Here is a 20,075-nt window from a genome sequence, read left to right as displayed (position 1 = left end):
GATCGGGCGGCGGGACCGCCCGGGGTACGCGCCGGAGTAGCACGCCCGGCGGCCGGCGCCCCGGTCAGGCGTCGCGACGGCGCAGCACGAGGTAGCCGCCGAGCAGCGAGGCGGCGGTCCAGAGCACGAGGATGCCGATCCCGGTCCACGGTCCGTAGTCCCGGACCCACCGGCCCTCGTCCTGCGGCCCGGCGAGGTGCAGGATCACCCAACTGGTCTGGTCCGGCAGGTACTGGGTGACGGTACGCAGTCCGGGGATGTTGCCGAGGCCCTGCGAGCCGAGGAAGAAGACCGGCAGCAGTACCGCCAGCGCGCGTACCGGGCTGCGCAGCATCGCCGCCACCCCGAGCGCGAAGAGGCAGAGCAGCACGAGGTGCAGGTAGCCACCGATCACGGCGGCCACCGCGCCGTCCGCGCCGAGCCCGACGCCGTACCGGCCGAGCGCGGCCTGGGCGACGAAGAAGCCGACCAGCACGGTGGGTACCGCGACCGCGCTGGCCAGCAGCGCGGTGCCGAGCACCTTACCGGCGTAGCAGCGACCCCGGCGTGGTACCGCGACCAGGGTGGCCCGGATCGTGCCCGAGCTGTATTCGCTCGCCATCACCAGCACCCCGAACACCACCAGGGCGAGTTGGCCGAGCGTCAGTCCGTAGAAGGCGGGAAAGAGCGGGTCGAAGCCGGCCGTCCGTTCCGGTGGCCGCGACCCGAAGCTGAGCCCGGCCAGCAGGCTCATGCCGACGCCGACGACGAAGGTCGGCAGCAGGGTCCAGACCGTCGACCGGACGGTCCGGATCTTCGTCAGCTCGGCCCGCAGCACCGCACCGAGCCAGGGCCGGGCGGCCCGGTCCCGCGCCGGCCCGCCGGTCGTCGCGCCGATTTCCGTCACCGCACTCACCGCTCTCCCCCGTCCACCCGCTGACCGCCCCGCACCCGCTGACCGCCGTCCACGCCCGAGCCGCCGTCCACCCGTCGACCTCCGGCCGCGCCGCCGTCCACGCCCGAGCCGCCGTCCACCCGTCGACCTCCGGCCGCGCCGCCGTCCACGCCCGAGCCGCCGTCCACCCGTCGATCTCCGGCCGCGCTCCGGTCGGCGTCCGCCGGCGGGTCGCCGCCGGCCCGGTAGTGCACCGCCGTCGCGGTGAGCCGCATGAACGCCTCCTCCAGGGACGCCCGCTGCACGCCGACCTCGTGCACGGTCAGCCGGTTGGCCGCGACCAGCTCCCCGATCCGGGCGGCCTCGCTGTCGTACGCCAGCAGCGTCCCGTCCGGCTCCGCCTCGACCCGGATGCCGGCGGCTGCCAGTACGCCCCGCAGCCGCTCCGGTTCCGGAGTCCGGATCCGTACCGCCGTGCCGGAGTTCGCCTCGACGAACTCGCGCATCCCGGTGTCGGCGAGCAGGCGGCCCTGCCCGATCACCACCAGGTGGTCCGCGGTCAGCGCCATCTCGCTCATCAGGTGGCTGGAGACGAAGACCGTCCGCCCCTCGGCGGCGAGCCCGCGCATCAACTCCCGGATCCACCGGATGCCCTCCGGGTCGAGCCCGTTGACCGGCTCGTCGAAGAGCAGCACCGGCGGGTCGCCGAGCAGCGCGGCGGCGATGCCGAGCCGCTGCACCATGCCGAGCGAGAAGCCGCCGACCCGCCGTTTCGCCACGTCCTGCAGACCGACCAGCGCCAGCACCTCGGCGACCCGGGAGCGCGGGATCCGGTTGCTCTGCGCCAACCAGAGCAGATGGTGGTACGCGCGCCGTCCCGGATGCGCCGACCGGGCCTCCAGCAACGCGCCGACCGAGCGCAGCGGTGCGGTCTGCTCCGGGTAGCTCCGGCCGTCGATCAGCACCTGCCCGGCACTCGGGCGGTCGAGGCCGAGCATCATCCGCATCGTCGTCGACTTGCCGGCGCCGTTCGGTCCGAGGAAGCCGGTCACCTGCCCTGGCCGGACGGTGAAGGAGATCCCGTCGACCGCGACGGTTCTGCCGTAGCGCTTGCGGAGACTGCACACGTCGATCACGCCCGCCACGCTAGGCAGCTCCGGCCGCCGGAACAGTCCTCGAAAGTCGTCGACTCCGGCCACCAATGTCGACGGGCCACGCCGGTCGGGTGCGGAGTCGGCGGCCGGTGCCGGCGGGTGACCGACGGACGTAACCTGCTGGCATGCGTCGACACCTGCTGCCCGTGGTCGTACTGCTGGCGGAGACCGCGTTGTTGCTGGCCGGAGCCGGGGACGGGGCGTCACCGTGGGACGTCGCCGGGCACGCCGGGCTGGTGGCGTTGGTCATCGCGGTACGCCACCGGGCCCCGGTCGGTGCGCTGATGGGCGCGCTGCTGCTCGTCGCGCTCTCCGACGGCGGGTACGTGCTGCTGCTCTGGGCCGCCTACCAGGCGGGGCGGGAGTCGCTGGACCGTACCCGGGCCGTCATGCTGGGCGGGGCGCTGACCGGCGCGCTCGCCGTACATCTGGTGAGCGCACCGGCGGATCCCCGGACGATCCCGAACCTGGTCTCCACGTACCTGGTCTTCGCCGCGCTGCCGGTGCTGGTCGGCCGGTACCTGGCCCAGCACGAGCGGCTCGTCTCCACCCTCGACCGGCACAACCGGCAGCTCCGCCGGGAACGGGAGCTGCTCGGCGAGCAGGAGCAGCTCCGGGAGCGGCTGCGGATCGCCCGGGACATGCACGACTCGCTCGGTCACCGGCTCAGCCTGGTCTCGGTGCAGGCCGCCGCGCTGGAGGTGGCGGAGCTGCCGCCGGTGCAGCGGCAGGCGGTGCGGCAGCTCGCCGGCGCCGCGCGCGGGGCCCTGGACGAACTCTACGAGCTGGTCGGTGCGCTGCGCGGCGGGCACGGCACCGATCAGCGGTCGCCGGGCCCGGAGCGGATCGGCCCGCTGGTGGCGGAGTTCCGCGCGGCCGGGACGCCGGTGACCCTGCGCGAGGAGGGAACTCCGCGCCCGCTGCGGAGCGCGGTCGGGCAGGCGGCGTACCGGGTGGTCGAGGAGGGGCTGACCAACGCGCTCAAGCACGCCCCCGGCCAGCCGGTCACGGTGCGGCTCCGGTGGGAGCCGGACGCGCTGCTGCTCACCCTGGACAACCCGCTGCCCAACGACCCGAGGACGACGCCCGACCCCGGACCCACCGCTGGCACCGTCGAGGCCGCCGGCACCGGCAGCGGCGACGCCGAGGGCATCCGGCCGGGGGCGGTCGGGCACGGGCTGGCCGGGTTGCGGGAGCGGGCCGACCAGGCGGGTGGACTCGTGGCGTACCGGATCGTCGAGCCCGGCGATCCCGCCCTCCCGGACGGCGGCGGGCGGAGCTGGCGACTCCTCGCGATGCTGCCGGCCACGGAGTCGGGCGGGGAGAGCGCGGAGCCCGCCACGCCGGCCGGGACCCGTACCCTGGCCCTGGGGCTCACCACCGCGGCCGTGATGTTCGTGGCGATGCCGGCGAGCATGCTGCTGGGAGTGCGGTGACGTGATCAGGGTGCTGCTCGCCGACGACGAGCCACTGATCAGGGCGGGCATCCGTACGGTGCTGGAGTCGGCCGGCGACATCGAGGTGGTCGCCGAGGCGGCGGACGGCAGGGCTGCGGTCGACGCAGCGCTGCGGCACCGGGCCGACGTGGCGCTGCTCGACATCCGGATGCCGGTGCTGAACGGGCTCGACACGGTCGACGAACTCGGCCGGCGGGTGCCCGGCCTCCGGGTGGTGGTGCTGACCTCCTTCGGGGCGGAGCCGAACGTGCTGCGGGCGGTACAGGCCCGGGTGGCCGGGTTCGTGCTGAAGAACTGCACGCCGGAGGAGCTGATCCGTGCGGTACGGGCCGCGCACGACGGAGACGCCTACCTCTCCCCGGCGGTGACCCGGCTGCTGCTCGGCATGGTCGCGCCGGAACCGGCGGGGCGCCGGCGGCAGGCGCGGGACCGGCTGGCGGCGCTGACCGCACGCGAGTCGGAGATCCTGCGCCTGGTCGCCGAGGGACTGTCCAACGCGGAGGTGGGCCGGCGGCTGCGGATGAGCGAGATGACCATCAAGACCTACGTGAGCCGGATCCTGGCGAAACTGGACTGCACGAACCGGGTGCAGGCCGCCCTGCTGGCCCGCGACGCCGGGCCCGCTCCGTGGGACTGACGACTCGCCCGGGACAGGCCAGGCGTGACGGTCGCCGGGTCAGGCGTTGCGGTCGATGGTGACCACGGCGTCGTCGGCCAGCCGGTAGCCGACCCCGTAGACGGTGGTGATCAACGGTACGTCGCCGACCTTGCCACGCAGTCGCCGGATGTGCACGTCGACGGTGCGTACCCCGGTGTGCTCGTAGCCCCAGACCGCGGTGAGGAGCTGGAGTCGGGTGAAGACCCGCCGGGGGTGCGCGACCAGGTGCATCAGCAGGTCGAACTCCAGCCGGGTGAGCGGCAGCGGCTCGCCGCCGAGCAGCACGGACCGGGACGCCGCGAGGATGTGCAGCGCCGACGCGCCGGTGGCGGTGGCGCTGACCGGCCGGGCCGGGGTGCGCGGCACGGCGGCGTCGGCGCGACGCTCCGCCTGGCCGGCGAACCCACCGGTGATCGTCGCCTCACCCCGTTCGACCAGCTCACGGGCGGCCTCGAGCAGTCGGCGGGCCGGTGCCGTCAGGACCTCCTCGTTGCCGATCAGCGGGATGGATAGCGTCACCGTCAGCGTCGGCGTTGGTGCGGTCGACCCGGCGGGCCGGCGGGACGCTCCGGGCGGTCGACCGGGGCCGACCGGCTGGGCGCTGTGCCACCCGGTACGCGACGAGGCGGGGCTGACCGACATGGTCCTCCTTGGCTGCAACGGGTGTTCCCCCACGGCCCGAACCGCCGCTGCCTCGATGCTTCCGGCCACCGGGGCAAGGGTCAAGGGGACACGACGATGCATGAATGTGACAATCGACAAACTCACCGGAATCACTTGCTCGCTCTTAGTACCAGATCATGTCACGCCCCGCACGCCCGGCAGGATGGTCAACATGCGGGGTGTGGTGACGGGGTTCGCGGTGATCTGGTCGGTCACCCTGGTCGGCTACCTCGTCGGCCGGTACGACCTGCTCGGCCCGCACGGCACCGTGGTGATCGCCCGGCTGGTCTTCCTGATCGCCACCCCCGCGCTGCTCTTCGGCACCCTGGCCCGCTCCACAGTGGCCGATCTGTTCACCCCGGCACTGGCCGCCTTCGTGCTGAGTACCCTGATCGTGGCGGCGGCCTACCTGCTCGTCGCGCGCTTCGGCTGGCGCCGCCCGGCCGGCGAGTCGACCATCGGGGCGATGTCCGCGGCGTACGTCAACGCGGCCAACCTCGGGCTGCCGGTCGCCGCGTACGTGCTGGGCGACGTCTCCTTCGTCGCCCCGGTCCTGATCTTCCAGGTGCTGGTGGCGGCGCCCCTGGCACTCGGGGTACTGGATGCCACCACCACCGACCGGGGCCTGTCGGTACGCCGGCTGGCGCTACTGCCGGCCCGAAACCCGATCATGCTGGGTTCGGCCGGCGGGTTGCTGGTCTCGGTCTCCGGCTGGCAGCCACCGGCCGAGCTGCTGCGCCCGTTCGACCTGGTCGGTTCGGCCGCCGTCCCGCTGGCCCTGATCGCGCTCGGCATGTCGCTGCCCGGCAGTCGCCCGCTGGCGGTCGGCCCCGGCGCCGCGCAGCGGTACGTCGCGGTGACCCTCAAGATCGTCGTACAACCCGTGGTGGCGTACCTGATCGCGCGGTACGCGCTGGGCCTGACCGGGCCGGCCCTGCTGGCCGCCGTGGTCACCTCGGCCCTGCCGACCGCGCAGAACGTCTTCGTCTTCGCCACCCACTACCGGCAGGCCCAGTCGCACGCCCGGGACGTCGTGGTGCTCTCCACCATCGCCGCCGCCGTCTCGCTCGCCGCCATCGCCGCCCTGCTCGGCTGAGCGCAGCCGCCCCGACCTCCGGACCGGGCCCCGGCCTGACCCACCGGAACCGGAACCGGACCGGAACCGACCTGACCGCCGGACCGCCGGACCGGAACCGGCCTGACCGCCTGACCGCCGGACCGCCGGACCGCCGGACCGCCGGACCGGAACCGGCCTGACCGCCGGACCGCCGGACCGCCGGACCGCCGGACCGGAGCCGGCGCTTGCGGACCCCACCGATCCCCGGCCCCTGCGCTCCGTCGGTCAGGCGCCGTCGTCGATCCGTACCGGGGCGTCGTCGGCGAGCCGGTAGCCGACCCCGTGCACGGTGGTGACCAGCGGCACCGACCGGGCCACCTTGGCCCGCAGCCGGCGTACGTGCACGTCGACGGTGCGGGCGACGGCGTGCTCGTACCCCCAGACGTTGCTGAGCAGTTGCAACCGGGTGAACACCCGGCGGGGGTTGCGGGCGAGGAAGACCAGCAGGTCGAACTCCAGCCGGGTGAACGGGACGGGTCGCCCGCCCTGGAGTACCACCCGGGGGCCGGTGAGCACCCGCAGCGCCCCCGTACCGGCGCCACCCGGACCGGTCGCCGACCCGGCGACGCCGGGCAGCACCGAGGTGGCACCGTCGGCCAGCAGCGGATCCGGCAGGTCGGGCAGCACCGAGGTGGCACCGTCGGCCAGCAGCGGATCCGGCAGGTCGGGCAGCACCGAGCCCGGGTCGGTGGCGGCATGGCCCGGCAGGCGGGTCTCGGTCGCCACGTCGGCGCCCTGGTCACGCAGTTCCCGGACCAGTCCCAGCAGCAGGGCCAGCTCCGGGGTGACCCGCCCGCCGACCAGCGGGAGGTCGACGGTGACCCGGATGACCGGTGCGGTCTCGGCGGCCGGCGGCCGGCGCCGGGCCGAGGTGGCCCGGCGCGGTCCGGCCGGTGACGGCGTACGCGGGTGGATGGCGACGACCGACATGGGAACTCCTTCGTGGGACGTTGGTCCGGTCCGCCCGCGTGCGGTGGCGCGCGGGGTCAGGTGAGCGCCCGCCGGGGGATGACCGGCGGGACGAAATCGGGTTGGGCGTAGACGTCGGTCGGCCCGAAGGCGGGCAGCCCGAGCCCGCGCCAGGCGACGAACCCGCCGACGATGTCGGTGGCCCGGTGCAGGCCGAGGTCCTGGAGCGCGGCGGCGGCCAGTGACGACGCGTAGCCCTCCTGGCAGAAGACGATGACCGGCAGGTCGTACCGGTCGGCGAGCGGGAGCCGGGCGGAGCTGCGCGGGTCGAACCGCCACTCGAGGACGTTCCGCTCCACCACCAGCGCGCCGGGGACCGATCCGGTGGCGGCCCGCTGGGCGGCCGGGCGGATGTCCACCAGCACCGCACCGGCGCGGGCGGCGAGATGCCCCGCCTCCGGTTCCAGGCGACGCAGCCGCACCCGGGCGGCGGCGAGGATCTCGTCGATGCTCCGCGAACCGGCCGGGGCCTGCGCTCGGCGACAGCCGTCGACCGGCTCTCGGAGGTTGGTCAGGTTCACCGCGCTGTCCTTCCGTCGTGTCGGGCCTCGAACCCGCACCGGGCGCCGCACCTGCTCACCAGGCGGTCCCCGCACCGGATGCCACACCTGGTCACCAGGCGACCCCCGCCTCGGCGACGTCCGCGACCCGTAGCCGCCCGCCGTCGATCCGGTAGCGGGTCATCCGGCGCAGCGCCGGGCGGTAGACGTGCACGCTCACCGCGGGCTGGTCGCCGTTGTTGGCCACCCGGTGCACGTGCCGGGCACCGAACCGGCGACCGGTGCCGGTGCCGAGCCGGCGGGGGTGGAGCCGGCCGCGCGCCACGGTCTCCTCGACCAGCGTTCCGGCGGCGACCAGGAAGGCGCCGGCGGATCCGCCGTGATCGTGCAGGTCCGTGTGCTGGCCGGGCAGCCAGGTGAGCAGCCACACCTCGTGGTCGGTGGCGCTGGCCAGGCGGTGGTACCAGCGCTCGACCGGATCGAAGCGCAGCGGCACCGGCCAGCCGGCCGGGCCGGCCGCGTCCGCCGCGTACCGGCGGGCGACGGCCAGCGGGTCCGGCCCGGTCAACGGGTTCGAAGAAATGGAGATCATTTTCGGTCCTCGGGGCAGGCGTTCGACTACCGGTGAGAGTAGCCCATAAAACCTATCTGCTTAGTAGGTTTTGCCACAAGCCCCGGCCGGCACTCGGAGGGCCCCTCCCGGTGAACCACCGACCGGAGAAGCCACCCGAGGGCCGAGGTGTCCGCTCAGGCGCCGCCCTCGTTCAGGGTGACCGTGACCGGCTTGTACCCGGTGCCGGTCACGTCGAGGCCGGCCGCCCGGACCTGGTCCAGCGCCGCCCGGACGTGGTCGTTGGTGTACGCGGTCGGCTCCGGCCGCTTGGTCAGCACCGTCTTGCCGTCCTGATTGCGGGTGGTCAACGCCAGGTCGACGGTGGCGTTCCAGGCCGCCTCGTCGACCACTCCGATGCCGCCCGGCGACGGCCAGACCAGCTTGTTGACCTCGTTCGCCTGCCACAGTTGGTGACTGGCGCCCAGTTTGGACCCCCGCTTCACCACCAGGTCACGGCAGTGTGCGACGTTGTCCCGGCAGTAGATCCACCCCTTCAGGGTGCCGGCCAGGAACTTCGTCGCGGTCTCCTGGTACGCCTTGTCGGTCGACAGCCGCTCGCTGCTGGCCCAGACCGCGTCCTGGAGCATCGCCGTGCCGACGGTGTTCCAGTCGAGCACGGTGAACGCCTCCGGCCGGTAGAGCTGGCCGGTCTTCGGGTCCTTCGCCTCCAGCAGTTGGGCGTACTCGTTGTAGCTCATCGCCTGGGCGGCGTCGATGTCGCCGCGCAGCAGCGCCTGCATGTCGAACTGCTGCTGCACCAGCGTGACGTCCCGGCCCGGGTCGAGCCCGGCCCTGGTCATCGCGGCGAAGAGTTCGAACTCGTTGCCGAACCCCCAGTTGCCCACCTTCCTCCCCCGCAGGTCGGCCGGCGAGGTGATCTTCTTGTCGGCGAAGCTGACCTGGTAGGTCCCGGACCGCTGGAAGATCTGCGCGATCTGGGTGATCCCGGCGCCCTGCTCCCGAGAGGCGAGCGCCTTCGGCACCCAGGCCACCGCGAAGTCGGCCTGCCCCTGTGCCAGCACGGTCTGCGGCACGATGTCGACGCCGCCCTCCAGGATCTGCACGTCCAGGCCCTGCTCGGCGTAGAAGCCCTGGTCGGCGGCGGCGATGAAGCCGGCGAACTGGGCCTGGACGAACCACTGCAACTGCAGGCGGACCTTGGTGGTCCCGCCCGCCCCGGCGCTCGGGGTGCCGGCGGTGTCCGCCGTGCCGCAGCCGGTCAGCAGGGCGACGCTCAGTATTCCGGCGACGAGGCCGCGGCCGAGGTGGCCGCCGAAACCCGGAAGCAGACGTGCCGATGTTCGCATCGTTCCTCCAGCGGTGAACTCCGTTCGGGGCCGGTCGGCCCCGGGGTCGGGCTGCGCCGGGCGGGCGAGGGCCAGGCGGGTCGGGACTCAGCCCGGCCGCCGCGCGCGCCAGGGCATCGCGAGGCGTTCCAGGCCGAGGGCGGCGAGATAGAAGACGAGACCGAGTACGCAGGCCCCGAGCACGAACGCCCAGGCCCTCGGGTACGCGGTGTACGAGGCGGCCGAGGTGATCCGGGAGCCGAGCCCGTCCTGCCGCCCACCGAAGTACTCGGCAACCACGGCGGCGATAACCGCGAGCGAGGCGGCCTGGCGCAGTCCGGTGAAGACGAACGGCAGCGCCCCGGGCAGCCGGACCAGCCGGGTGAAGGTCCAACCGCCGGCCGCGTAGCTGGCCATCAGCTCCCGGTGCACCGGATTGACCTCGGCGAGCCCGCGCAGCGTGTTGAGGAAGACCGGGAAGAAGACCACGATCGCCACCACCAGCCGGCGCGGGATGCTGCTGGTCGAGGAGAACATGTTGTTCAGGATCGGAGCCAGCGCGATGATCGGCAGCGCGTTCAGCGCCGCCGCGACCGGCAGCGACACCTCGGCCAGGAAACCGAACCGGCTGGCCAGCATCGCGGCGCCGAGCGCGGCCAGCGCGCCGAGGAGCAGCCCGATCCCGGCGTTGCCGCCGCTGGCCAGCCCGACCTGCCAGATGGTGGCCCGGTTGTCCCAGAACTCCACGCCGATCCGGGACGGCGCCGGCAGCAGGAACGGCGCCACCCGGCCGAGGGTGACCGTCAGCTCCCAGAGCACCAGCCCGAGTACGCCGAAGAGCAGCGGCGGCCAGGCGGACCGGACCAGCCCGACGGCCCCGGCCGGCCGGCGGCGTCGGCGGCCCCCGACCGGTGCGGCCGGATCCACCGCCACGGTCGGGTCGACCAGGACGGCCGACCCGGCCGGCGACCCCGGCGCGGCTCCGCCGGTGGTCATGCCGGTGCTCCGGCGGCAGCCGGGTCCGCCCCCGCTGGCGGGGCCGACCCTGGCGTGCCCCGCAGCGCCTGCCGGACCCGGGTGATGCCGGCGAAGAACGCCGCGGACTGCCGGGTCGCCTCGGTCCGCTCCCCCAGCTCCACCCCGACGATCTCGACGATCCGGCCGGGCCGGGCGGACATCACCACCACCCGGTCCGACAGGTAGACCGCCTCCGGGATCGAGTGGGTGACGAAGACCGTACTGGTGCCCTTGCGGGCGCAGATCCGCAGCAGTTCGTCCTGCAACCGTTCCCGGGTCATCTCGTCCAGCGCCCCGAACGGCTCGTCCATCAGCAGCAGCGGTGGGTCCACCGCCAGCGCGCGGGCGATCGCCACCCGCTGCTGCATCCCGCCGGAGAGCTGGTCCGGATAGTGTCCGGCGAAGTCGGCCAGCCCGACCAGGTCCAGCATCTCCCGCGCCTTGGCCTGCCGGTCCCGCCGGGACAGGCCGCGCAGCTCCAGCGGCAGCTCCACGTTGCGGGCCACCGTCCGCCAGTCCAGCAGCCCGGCCTGCTGGAACGCGATGCCGTAGGCCAGGTCCCGCCGGGCCTGCCGGGCCGACCGGTCCGCCACCCGTACCGTGCCGCCGGTCGGCGGCACCAGGTCGGCCACCAGCCGGAGCAGGGTGGACTTGCCGCAGCCGGAGGGCCCGATCAGGGTGACGAACTCGCCCCGGCCGACCGTCAGGTCGACGCCGTCGAGCGCGGTCACCTCGTCCGGGCGGCCGGCGTTGAACACCTTCGTCACCCCGGCCAGCTCGACGGCCGGACCGGGTTCGACCGGCCGTCCGGCGCGACCGCCCGGGCTCGGGCCACCGGTCGACCCGACCACCCGATCGATCACCGCCTCGGATCCCCGGTCGACCACCGCCTCGGTCTCGGCCCGGTCGGTCACCGCCTCGGGCGCCCGGTCGGTCACCGCACCGGTCTCCATCTCCGTCACCGCGTCGAGGCCCTTCGTCGGGGGGACAGCAGCAGTTCCGCGAGGCCGACCGCGCCGGCCACGACGAGCCCGAGCAGCGCCGCACCGAGCAGCGCGGTGTAGACCTTGGCCGGGTCGGTGGTCGCCTCCCGGGCGTACTCGACGACCAGCCGGCCGATGCCGCCCCGGGTACCGGTGGAGATCTCCCCGACCACCGCGCCGACCACCGCCGCCGCGCCGGCCAGCCGCAGCGCCGGAAAGAGGTAGGGTCGGGCCGCCGGCAGCCGCAGTTTGACCAGCGTGCGCCACCAGCCGGCCGCGTAGCTGCGCATCAGCTCCTCGGCGATCGGGGCCGGGGACTGGAGTCCGCGCAGCAGCCCGACCGCGATCGGGAAGAACGCCAGGTACGCCGCGATGGTCGCCACCGACATCCACGGCTGCCACGGGCGGGAGCCGATGCTGAACTGCCCGCCCCAGCCGGCGATCACCGGGGCCAGCGCGATCAGGGGCACGGTCTGGGAGAGGATCACGTACGGCAGCAGTCCCCGCTCGGCGACCCGGAACCGCTGCATCAGCACCGCCAGTACGGCACCGACCAGCACCGCCGCGACGAAGCCGACCGCCACGGCGCGCAGGGTGAACGCGGCGGCCCGCAGCACCACCAGGCCGACCGGCTCGCCACCGGCCAGTTCGGGATCGGCGAACCGGCCGAGGATCTCGGCGACGTGCGGCATGGCTCCGTCGTCGGCCCGGGGCAGCAGCCGTACCCCGAACAACGTCGTGCCGTCCGGATCGCCGACCGCCTTGTAGCCCTCCCACAGCAGTACGCCGAGCAGCGTCGCACCGAGCGTGCCGGCGACCACCCGGCCCCGCCCCCGCCAACCGCCACTCACCGGCATGCCGCGCTCAGCCCGCCGTCGCCGGCACGTCGGGACCGGTCCGGGGTGCCGGTGCCAGGGACGGCACCCCGCCCAGCACCGGGATCACCGACTCGCCGTACGCGGCCAGGGTGTGTTCCTTGTCGTCGTGCTGGAGATAGACGGCGAACTGGTCGACGCCGAGTTCCCGCAGCGCGGCCAGCTTCTCCAGGTGTGCCGAGACCGGCCCGAGCAGGCAGAACCGGTCGACGATCTCGTCCGGTACGAAGTCGGTGTGCGTGTTGCCGGCCCGGCCGTGCTCGGCGTAGTCGTAGCCGCGCCGCCCGGCGATGTAGTCGGTCAGCGCTCTCGGTACCGCGCCCGAGCCGTCGGCGCCGTACCGGGCGACGATGTCGGCGACGTGGTTGCCGACCATCCCGCCGAACCACCGGCACTGGTCGCGCTGGTGTGCCAGGTCGTCACCGACGTAGGCGGGTGCGGCGACGCAGAACGTGATCGCCGCCGGGTCCCGGCCGGCCCGTTCGGCGGCCCGCCGGACCGTGCCGATCATCCAGGCCGCGATGTCCGGGTCGGCGAGTTGCAGGATGTAGCCGTCACCCACCTCGCCGGCCAGCCCCAGCGCCCGGGGCCCGTACGCGGCGATCCACATCTCCAGCGCCCCGCCGGAGACCCACGGGAACCGCACCTGCCGCCCCCGGTAGTCGGCGGTCCGGCCGTGCGCCAGCTCCCGGATCACCGTCACGCAGTCCCGCAGCTCCCCGATGGTGGTCGGCGGATAGCCGAGGGTGCGCAGTGCCGAGTCGCCCCGGCCGATCCCGCAGACCGTACGGTTGCCGTACATCTCGTTGAGGGTGGCGAAGAGCGAGGCGGTGACGGTCCAGTCCCGGGTGCCGGGGTTGGTGACCATCGGTCCGACCATCACCCGCTCGGTCTCGGCGAGGATCTGCGAGTAGATCACGAACGGCTCCTGCCAGAGCAGGTGCGAGTCGAACGTCCAGACGTGGCTGAAGCCGGCCGCCTCGGCCTGCTTCGCCAGCGCCACCACCTCGCGGGCCGGCGGGTCGCACTGGAAGACCACCCCGATGTCCATCAACCGCTCACCGCACCCTCGGGAAGCCGAGGTCGACCTCGCTGGTCGCCGGGTCGGGCCAGCGCGAGGTGACCACCTTGGTCCTGGTGTAGAAGGCCAGCCCCTCGGGGCCGTACATGTGCAGGTCGCCGAAGAGCGACGACTTCCAGCCGCCGAAGCTGTAGTAGGCGACCGGCACCGGGATCGGCACGTTGATCCCGACCATGCCGCAGACCACGTCGTACTGGAACCGCCGGGCCGCGCCGCCGTCCCGGGTGAAGAGCGCGGTGCCGTTGCCGTACTCGTTGGAATTGACCAGGGCGACGGCCTCGGCGTAGCTGTCCACCCGGACCACCGACAGCACCGGCCCGAAGATCTCGTCGAGGTAGTAGTCGGAGTCGGCCGCGACGTGGTCCACCAGGGACGGGCCGAGGAAGAAGCCGGGCCCGTCGGCGGCCGGCAGCGCCCGGCCGTCCACCACCACCCGGCCGCCGGGCCGGTCCAGGTACGCCCGCACCCGGTCCCGGTGCTCGCCGGTGATCAGCGGCCCCATCTCGGCGTCCGGGTCGCTGGCCGGGCCGACCCGGATCCGCGCCATCCGCTCCGAGATCGCCTCGACCAGCGGGTCGGCGACCGCGCCGACCGCGACCACCACCGAGACCGCCATGCAGCGCTCCCCCGCCGAACCGAACCCGGCCGAGACGGCGGCGTCGGCGGCGGCCCCGATGTCGGCGTCCGGCAGCACCACCATGTGGTTCTTGGCCCCGCCGAGCGCCTGTACCCGCTTGCCGGCGGCGGTGCCGGCGGTGTAGATCGACCGGGCGACCGGGGTGGAGCCGACGAAGGAGAGCGCGGCCACGTCCGGGTCGGCGATCAGCGCCTCGACCGCCGACCGGTCGCCCTGGACGACGTTGAACGCCCCGTCCGGCAGCCCGGCCCGGCGCAGCAGGTCGGCCAGGAGCAGCGAGACGCTCGGGTCCTTCTCGCTCGGCTTGAGCACGAAGGTGTTGCCGGCGACCAGCGCGGTGCAGAACATCCACATCGGCACCATGGCCGGGAAGTTGAACGGGGTGATCCCGGCGACCACCCCGAGCGGCTGCCGGATCGAATAGACATCCACCCCGGTCGCGGCCTGCTCGCTGTAGCCGCCCTTGAGCAGGTGCGGCGCGCCGGCCGCGAACTCGACGTTCTCCAGGCCCCGGGCCAGCTCGCCGGCCGCGTCGGCCACCGTCTTGCCGTGCTCGGCGGAGAGCAGGGTGGCGATCTCCTTCCGGTTGGCGTCCACCAGGTCGCGGAACCGGAACATCACCTCGGCCCGCCGGGACAGCGACGCCGCCCGCCAGGCCGGTTGCGCGGCGGCGGCGGAGCGGACCGCGGTACGTACCTCGGCGTCGGTGGCGGCGACCAGCACGGCCTGCCGTTCTCCGGTCGCCGGGTCGTAGACCGGCAGCCGCCGGTCCCCGGTGCCGGCGACCTCGGCCCCGTCGATCCAGTGTGGAATCTCCCGCATCACGCCACCTCAGTTCAGATAGGTCGACAGTCCGCGCCGCAGGTAGCGCCCGTGCCCGCGCCGCCCGTGGTACGCCCCGTCGGCGACCAGTACGCTGCCCCGGCTGATCACGGTGTCGACCCGGCCGGCGATCTCGTAGCCCTCGTACGCCGAGTGGTCCATGTTCATGTGGTGGGTGCCGACGCCGATGCTGGTCCGGCCGGCCGGGTCGTAGACGACGATGTCGGCGTCGGAGCCCGGGGCGAGCACCCCCTTGCGGGGATAGAGCCCGAACATCCGGGCCGGGGTGGTGGCGATCGTCTCCACCCAGCGCTCCAGGGTCAGCTTGCCGTCCACCACGCCCTGATAGAGCAGGTCCACCCGGTGTTCCACCCCGCCGATCCCGTTCGGGATCTTGGAGAAGTCGCCGAGCCCCAGCTCTTTCTGGTCCTTGAAGCAGAACGGGCAGTGGTCGGTGGAGACCACCGCCAGGTCGTTGCTGCGCAGCCCCTGCCACAGGTCGCGGTGGTGCGACTCGTGCTTGCTGCGCAGCGGGGTCGAGCAGACCCACTTGGCGCCCTCGAAGCCGGGTGCGCCGAGCTGGTCCTCCAGGGTCAGGTAGAGGTATTGCGGGCAGGTCTCGGCGAAGACGTTCCGGCCGGCGTGCCGGGCCGCCGCGACCTGGGCCAGGGCCTGGCTGGCGCTCAGGTGCACGATGTAGAGCGGGCAGTCCCGGGCCACCTCGGCGAGCCGGATCGCCCGGTGCGTCGCCTCGGCCTCCAGCGCCTCCGGCCGGGTCAGCCCGTGGTGGATCGGGTCGGTCTCGCCCCGGGCCAGCGCCTGCTGCACGAGTACGTCGATCGCGATGCCGTTCTCGGCGTGCATCATGATCATGGCGCCGTTCTCCCGGGCCCGCTGCATCGCCCGGAGGATCTGGCCGTCGTCGGAGTAGAACACCCCCGGGTACGCCATGAAGAGCTTGAAGCTGCTGATCCCCTCGTCGGCGACGAGCATGTCCATCGCCTTGAGCGCGTCGTCGTCGACCCCACCGAGGATCATGTGGAACGCGTAGTCGACGTGGCAGTTGCCGTCGGCCTTGGCGTGCCAGGCGGCCAGCCCGTCCTGCACCACCTCGCCGGTGCGCTGCACCGCGAAGTCGACGATGGTGGTGGTGCCGCCGTACGCCGCCGCCCGGGTGCCGGTGTCGAAGGTGTCGGAGGCGTTGGTGCCGCCGAACGGCAGCTCCATGTGGGTGTGCGCGTCGATCCCGCCGGGGATGACGTACTTCCCGGTGGCGTCGACGACCTGGTGGTCGCCGCCCGGCGCCCGCCCGGGTGCGAAGAGCGCGACGATGGTCTCGCCGTCGACCAGGACGTCGGCGGCGTGCGTGCCGGTCGCCCCGACGACGGTGCCCCCACTGACCAGCAGTGTCATGGCGTGCCTCCTGTTCAGGGCTGGACGAGGCCGCCGTACGCGTCCGGGCGGCGGTCCCGGTAGAAGGCCCACCGGTCGCGTACCTCGGCGAGCAGGCCCAGGTCGAGGTCCCGGACGATCAGCTCCGGGGCGTGGTCGTCGCCGACCTCCCCGACGAACTGCCCCTCCGGGTCCACGAAGTACGACGTGCCGTAGAAGTCGTTGTCGCCGAGGTCCTCCACCCCGACCCGGTTGATCGCGCCGACGAAGTACTCGTTCGCCACCGCCGAGGCCGGCTGCTCCAACTTCCACAGGTACGCCGACAGGCCCCGGCTGGTCGCCGACGGGTTGAACACCACGGTGGCACCGGCCAGGCCGAGCGCCCGCCAGCCCTCCGGGAAGTGCCGGTCGTAGCAGATGTAGACGCCGATCCGGCCGACGGCGGTGTCGAAGATCGGATATCCGAGGTTGCCGGGGCGGAAGTAGAACTTCTCCCAGAATCCCTTCACCTGCGGGATGTGCGTCTTCCGGTATTTGCCGAGATATCTGCCGTCGGCGTCGACCACCGCGGCGGTGTTGTAGAGCACGCCGGGCTGCTCCTGCTCGTACATCGGCAGCACCATCACCATGCCGAGTTCGGCGGCGAGCGCGGCGAACCGCTCCGTGGTCGGGCCCGGGATCGACTCGGCGTACGCGTAGTAGCCCTGGTCCTGCACCTGGCAGAAGTACGGGCCGTAGAACAGCTCCTGGAAACAGATGACCTTGGCGCCCTGTGCGGCGGCCTGCCGGGCGTACTCCTCGTGCGCCTTGATCATCGATTCCTTGTCGCCGGTCCAGTTCGTCTGCACCAGGGCCGCGCGGATGATCTCTGCCATGGTCGAACCTCCTCGGCACCGTGCCCGCTGGTGGTGCTCGTCGGTGGAGAGCCTGCTGACCTTGCGATGACCTTGTGTGACCTTTGATTTTCCGACCGGATGGCGTAGGACTTTAGTGACACAAGTCGGGGCGGACAATGGCCAATTTGTTACTGATTTTTTCGGAGAAGTAACATGCTGCAGCTCATCGCCAGTGCGATCGACGACCGTACGGCCCGGGGCGTCGCCGCGGCGGTGAGCCGGCTGGTCCGTACCGGCGAGCTGCCGGCCGGCACCCGGTTGCCGACGGTCCGCTCCGTCGCCCGGGAACTGGGGATCAGCCCGACCACGGTCAGCGAGGCGTGGCGCTCGCTGGCCAGTGCCGGCGCGATCCAGACCCGGGGTCGCTCCGGCACCTTCGTGCTGCCACCCAACCGGCTCCGGCAGAGCCTCCGGTACGCCCGGCTCACCGCCAGGCCGGCGACGCTGCCGCACGACTTCTCCACCGGCGTACCCGATCACGACCTGCTGCCGGACCTGGCACCCGCGCTGCGCCGGATCGGCGACACCCGGCTCACCACGTCGTACCTGGAGGAGCCGGTGCTGCCCCGCCTGGAGGTGGTACTCCGGGACCGCTGGCCCTTTCCACCGCAGCAGCTCACCGTGGTCGACGGTGCGCTGGACGCGCTGGACCGGGTGGTCGGGGTGGCCGTCCGGCTCGGCGACCGGGTACTCGTGGAGAACCCGGCCTTTCCACCCCTGCTCGACCTGCTCGACACCGTCGGTGCGGTGCCGGTGCCGGTCTCGCTGGACGGGTCCGGCATCGCGCCGGCCTCGCTCGCCGCCGGACTCGACCGGGCCCCGGTGGCGCTGCTGCTCCAGCCCCGGGCGCACAACCCGACCGGCATCTCGATGACGCCGGAGCGCGCCGTCGAGCTGGCCAGCGTGCTCGCCGGGCACCCGCTGGGCGGCGCCGTCGTGGTGGTCGAGGACGACCACGCGGGCGACATCGCCTCCGCCCCGCCGGTCTCGCTCGGCGAGTGGCTGCCCGACCAGGTGGTGCACATCCGCAGCTTCTCCAAGAGCCACGGCCCCGACCTGCGGCTCGCCGCCGTCGGCGGGCCGGCCGCGCTGGTCGCCTCGGTCGCCGACCGGCGCCTGCTCGGCCCCGGCTGGTCCAGCCGGGTGCTGCAGGCCGTGCTGCTCGACCTGCTCACCGATCCGGCGACGGTACGGTCGCTGGCCGGCGCCCGCCGCGAGTACGCCCGCCGCCGCGACCTGCTCACCGCCGCGCTGGCCGACCGGGGTGTCGACGCTCCGGCCCCGGACGGGATCAACATGTGGATTCCGGTACGCGACCAGCAGCAGGCGATGCTCTCGCTCGCCGCGCACGGGATCGCGGTCGCCCCCGGCACCCCGTTCGAGATCGATCCGCTCGGCACCGACCACGTCCGGCTCACCGTCGGGCTGGTCCGGGACGGCTTCGACGACCTGGCCGACCTGCTCGCCGACGCGGCCGGCGGACCGAGCCGGGCCAGCGGCCGGCGCCTGCGCACCCTGCGCCGCAGCATCCGCTGAACCGCGACCGGGGCGACCGTTCGGCCGCAACGGACGTGGCGGCACGGCGGTGCGGCGGCACGGCGGTGCGGCGGGCGGTGGCGGCGGTGGCGGCGGTGCTGTTGTGTGGCGGCACGGCGGCACGGCGGCACGGCGGTGCGGCTGTGCGGCTGTGCGGCGGGCGGTGGCGGCGGTGCTGTTGTGCGGTGGTGCGGCGGTGGTGCGGTGGCTCACCGCCACGGTGGCGGCGGCGGGGCCCGGACCGCGAAGAGGGTGTGCTCGCCGTCGGCCACGTAGACCGTGTCGCCGGTCGCGGCGGGCGGTCCCGAGTTCCGGTCCCCGGCCGCGAAGCGCCAGCCCACCTGGCCGGTCGCCGGATCGAACGCATACACCGTGCCGTCGCCGGCAGCGCTGGAGTAGAGGATCGGACCGGCCGTGACCAGCTCGGACGCGTGGAACGCCGCCGACCAGAGCAGCTCGCCGGTCGACGCCCGGTAGGCGTTGGTACGCCAGCGGTCGAAACAGCAGCCGGTGCCGAACGGCACGTAGACGGTGTCGCCCCGGACGACCGGTGCGGCCACGAGATCGGACTCGTGGCTCCACAGTTTCCGGCCGTCCGACAGGTCGAAGGCGCCCAGGTAGCTGGCGGCGGCCGTGATGTGCACGGCCCGCTCCGAGACCACCGGGGCGGCATCCACCGGGCCCGGCAGCCCGGAATAGCTCCACCGGAGGAGACCGGTACCCGCGTCGAGCGCGTACAGCGTGCGATCGCCGCCGACGTAGACGACGCCGTGTGCCACCGTCGGACCGGTACCTTCCGAGCGGCCCAGGTTGCGGCTCCAGCGGAGCTGGCCGGTGGCCTGGTCCAGCGCGTAGAGGTTCGGACCGAGACCGCCGTGCTGGTCGGTGACGTAGACGAGCCCGTCGGCCGCGCTCAGCGTCGAGCGGAGACTGCCGCCGACCCGGTAGCTCCAGCGGATCCGGTGGGTGTCGACGTCGAGCGCGTACAGCAGCTCGGAACCGGCGAGGTAGAGGACGCCGTCGGCGATCGTCAGCGTGGTGTCCGGTTCGGGAACCGGGTGCGTCCAGCGAACGGCGCCGGTCGCGGCGTCGAGCGCGTAGAGGGTGCCGTCGGCGCTGCCGAGATAGACCGTGCCGGCCGCGACGACCGGGCCGGCATGGGTCTCGTCGGCGGCGGTGAAGGTCCACCGGAGCTGCGGTCCGGTGGGTCCGGTCGGCCGGCCCGGCAGGCCGAGGTGTACCCCGGAGAGGTAGCCGAGCAGGAGCGCGAGCGCCGCTCCGGCCATGGCCCCGGCGAGGGTGCCGGCGGAGGTGCGGCGTCGAGTCGGCCCGGGCGGAGCCCGCAGGACCGTCGGGCGACGGTCGATCCCGGTGACGTTCACGTTTCCCACCCATCCCCAGCGCACGTCGGCTACGACGAAGCGGAGTCCGGGTAAGCCACCACTTACCCGGTCATCGTAACCCCCGAAATGACGTACTTCAATCAAACGGACGAACGCCGGCAAAGCACCGCCGGCGGCCCGAGATCTACCGGGAGATGGTCGG

At 73.4% G+C, this 20,075-nt stretch carries 18 protein-coding genes and 1 pseudogene; 4 read left to right on the top strand and 15 right to left on the bottom strand.

Going from position 1 to position 20,075, the window contains the following annotated elements; all coding sequences use genetic code 11:
- Positions 1-64: 64 nt before the first annotated feature.
- Together ACQEVC_RS30215 and ACQEVC_RS30210 are read right to left on the bottom strand one after the other, a co-directional pair.
- Entirely contained in the window at positions 65-895 is an 831-nt protein-coding gene (locus ACQEVC_RS30215) for an ABC transporter permease subunit (protein WP_432884218.1), read from the bottom strand.
- 176 nt (positions 896-1,071) lie between these two features.
- Positions 1,072-2,010: pseudogene (locus ACQEVC_RS30210) on the bottom strand (ABC transporter ATP-binding protein); the annotation flags it as partial.
- A gap of 143 nt (positions 2,011-2,153) precedes the next feature.
- Here ACQEVC_RS30210 and ACQEVC_RS30205 point away from each other — a divergent pair.
- Positions 2,154-3,464: a sensor histidine kinase gene (locus ACQEVC_RS30205; protein WP_432884215.1), complete on the top strand. Its 1,311-nt coding sequence runs from the start codon at positions 2,154-2,156 to the stop codon at positions 3,462-3,464.
- Between the two features lies 1 nt (position 3,465).
- Positions 3,466-4,122: a response regulator gene (locus ACQEVC_RS30200; RefSeq protein WP_432884212.1), complete on the top strand. Its 657-nt coding sequence runs from the start codon at positions 3,466-3,468 to the stop codon at positions 4,120-4,122.
- Positions 4,123-4,161: 39 nt separating this feature from the next.
- On the opposite strand, the gene ACQEVC_RS30195 is transcribed toward ACQEVC_RS30200, so the two are convergent.
- The gene (locus ACQEVC_RS30195; RefSeq protein ID WP_432884210.1) at positions 4,162-4,785 is read right to left on the bottom strand and encodes a winged helix-turn-helix domain-containing protein; all 624 of its coding nucleotides are present in this window, start codon (positions 4,783-4,785) and stop codon (positions 4,162-4,164) included.
- A gap of 193 nt (positions 4,786-4,978) precedes the next feature.
- On the opposite strand from ACQEVC_RS30195, the gene ACQEVC_RS30190 reads away from it, so the two are divergent.
- Positions 4,979-5,902 (top strand): AEC family transporter, encoded by a 924-nt coding sequence (locus ACQEVC_RS30190; protein WP_432884207.1) that lies wholly within the window; start codon positions 4,979-4,981, stop codon positions 5,900-5,902.
- A 246-nt stretch (positions 5,903-6,148) separates the two neighbouring features.
- On the opposite strand, the gene ACQEVC_RS30185 is transcribed toward ACQEVC_RS30190, so the two are convergent.
- The 11 genes from ACQEVC_RS30185 to ACQEVC_RS30135 all read right to left on the bottom strand — a co-directional run bounded on the left by ACQEVC_RS30185 (position 6,149) and on the right by ACQEVC_RS30135 (position 16,973).
- Positions 6,149-6,853 (bottom strand): winged helix-turn-helix domain-containing protein, encoded by a 705-nt coding sequence (locus ACQEVC_RS30185; RefSeq protein ID WP_432884204.1) that lies wholly within the window; start codon positions 6,851-6,853, stop codon positions 6,149-6,151.
- Between the two features lie 56 nt (positions 6,854-6,909).
- Positions 6,910-7,407, bottom strand: coding sequence for a rhodanese-like domain-containing protein (locus tag ACQEVC_RS30180; RefSeq protein ID WP_432891769.1), 498 nt, complete (start codon positions 7,405-7,407; stop codon positions 6,910-6,912).
- A gap of 97 nt (positions 7,408-7,504) precedes the next feature.
- A complete protein-coding gene (locus ACQEVC_RS30175; RefSeq protein WP_432884201.1) occupies positions 7,505-7,984 on the bottom strand; it encodes a cysteine dioxygenase in 480 nt (159 codons plus the stop codon).
- A gap of 155 nt (positions 7,985-8,139) precedes the next feature.
- Positions 8,140-9,312: an ABC transporter substrate-binding protein gene (locus ACQEVC_RS30170; RefSeq protein WP_432884199.1), complete on the bottom strand. Its 1,173-nt coding sequence runs from the start codon at positions 9,310-9,312 to the stop codon at positions 8,140-8,142.
- An 87-nt stretch (positions 9,313-9,399) separates the two neighbouring features.
- Positions 9,400-10,287: an ABC transporter permease gene (locus tag ACQEVC_RS30165; protein WP_432884197.1), complete on the bottom strand. Its 888-nt coding sequence runs from the start codon at positions 10,285-10,287 to the stop codon at positions 9,400-9,402.
- Positions 10,284-11,261, bottom strand: a complete 978-nt coding sequence (locus ACQEVC_RS30160; RefSeq protein ID WP_432891766.1) for an ABC transporter ATP-binding protein — start codon at positions 11,259-11,261, stop codon at positions 10,284-10,286. The genes ACQEVC_RS30165 and ACQEVC_RS30160 overlap by 4 nt, the downstream gene beginning before the upstream one ends.
- Positions 11,262-11,266: 5 nt before the next feature.
- On the bottom strand, positions 11,267-12,148 hold the full coding sequence (locus ACQEVC_RS30155) for an ABC transporter permease (protein ID WP_432884194.1): 882 nt from the start codon (positions 12,146-12,148) through the stop codon (positions 11,267-11,269).
- Positions 12,149-12,155: 7 nt separating this feature from the next.
- Positions 12,156-13,217, bottom strand: coding sequence for a TIGR03842 family LLM class F420-dependent oxidoreductase (locus tag ACQEVC_RS30150; protein ID WP_432884192.1), 1,062 nt, complete (start codon positions 13,215-13,217; stop codon positions 12,156-12,158).
- Positions 13,218-13,224: 7 nt separating this feature from the next.
- On the bottom strand, positions 13,225-14,706 hold the full coding sequence (locus tag ACQEVC_RS30145; RefSeq protein WP_432884190.1) for a CoA-acylating methylmalonate-semialdehyde dehydrogenase: 1,482 nt from the start codon (positions 14,704-14,706) through the stop codon (positions 13,225-13,227).
- Positions 14,707-14,715: 9 nt separating this feature from the next.
- Positions 14,716-16,119, bottom strand: coding sequence for a dihydropyrimidinase (gene hydA / locus ACQEVC_RS30140; RefSeq protein WP_432884187.1), 1,404 nt, complete (start codon positions 16,117-16,119; stop codon positions 14,716-14,718).
- Between the two features lie 14 nt (positions 16,120-16,133).
- Complete coding sequence (locus tag ACQEVC_RS30135) at positions 16,134-16,973, bottom strand: nitrilase-related carbon-nitrogen hydrolase (protein ID WP_346261232.1); 840 nt, start codon at positions 16,971-16,973, stop codon at positions 16,134-16,136.
- Positions 16,974-17,147: 174 nt separating this feature from the next.
- On the opposite strand from ACQEVC_RS30135, the gene ACQEVC_RS30130 reads away from it, so the two are divergent.
- Positions 17,148-18,530, top strand: coding sequence for an aminotransferase class I/II-fold pyridoxal phosphate-dependent enzyme (locus ACQEVC_RS30130; protein ID WP_432884185.1), 1,383 nt, complete (start codon positions 17,148-17,150; stop codon positions 18,528-18,530).
- A 209-nt stretch (positions 18,531-18,739) separates the two neighbouring features.
- Here ACQEVC_RS30130 and ACQEVC_RS30125 read toward each other — a convergent pair whose 3' ends face one another.
- A complete protein-coding gene (locus tag ACQEVC_RS30125; protein WP_432884183.1) occupies positions 18,740-19,912 on the bottom strand; it encodes a PQQ-binding-like beta-propeller repeat protein in 1,173 nt (390 codons plus the stop codon).
- Positions 19,913-20,075: the final 163 nt, after the last annotated feature.

It is taken from the genome of Plantactinospora sp. CA-294935 (assembly GCF_050936445.1).
Taxonomy (GTDB): domain Bacteria; phylum Actinomycetota; class Actinomycetes; order Mycobacteriales; family Micromonosporaceae; genus Plantactinospora.
This window is presented reverse-complemented; position numbering and strand designations above follow the sequence as displayed.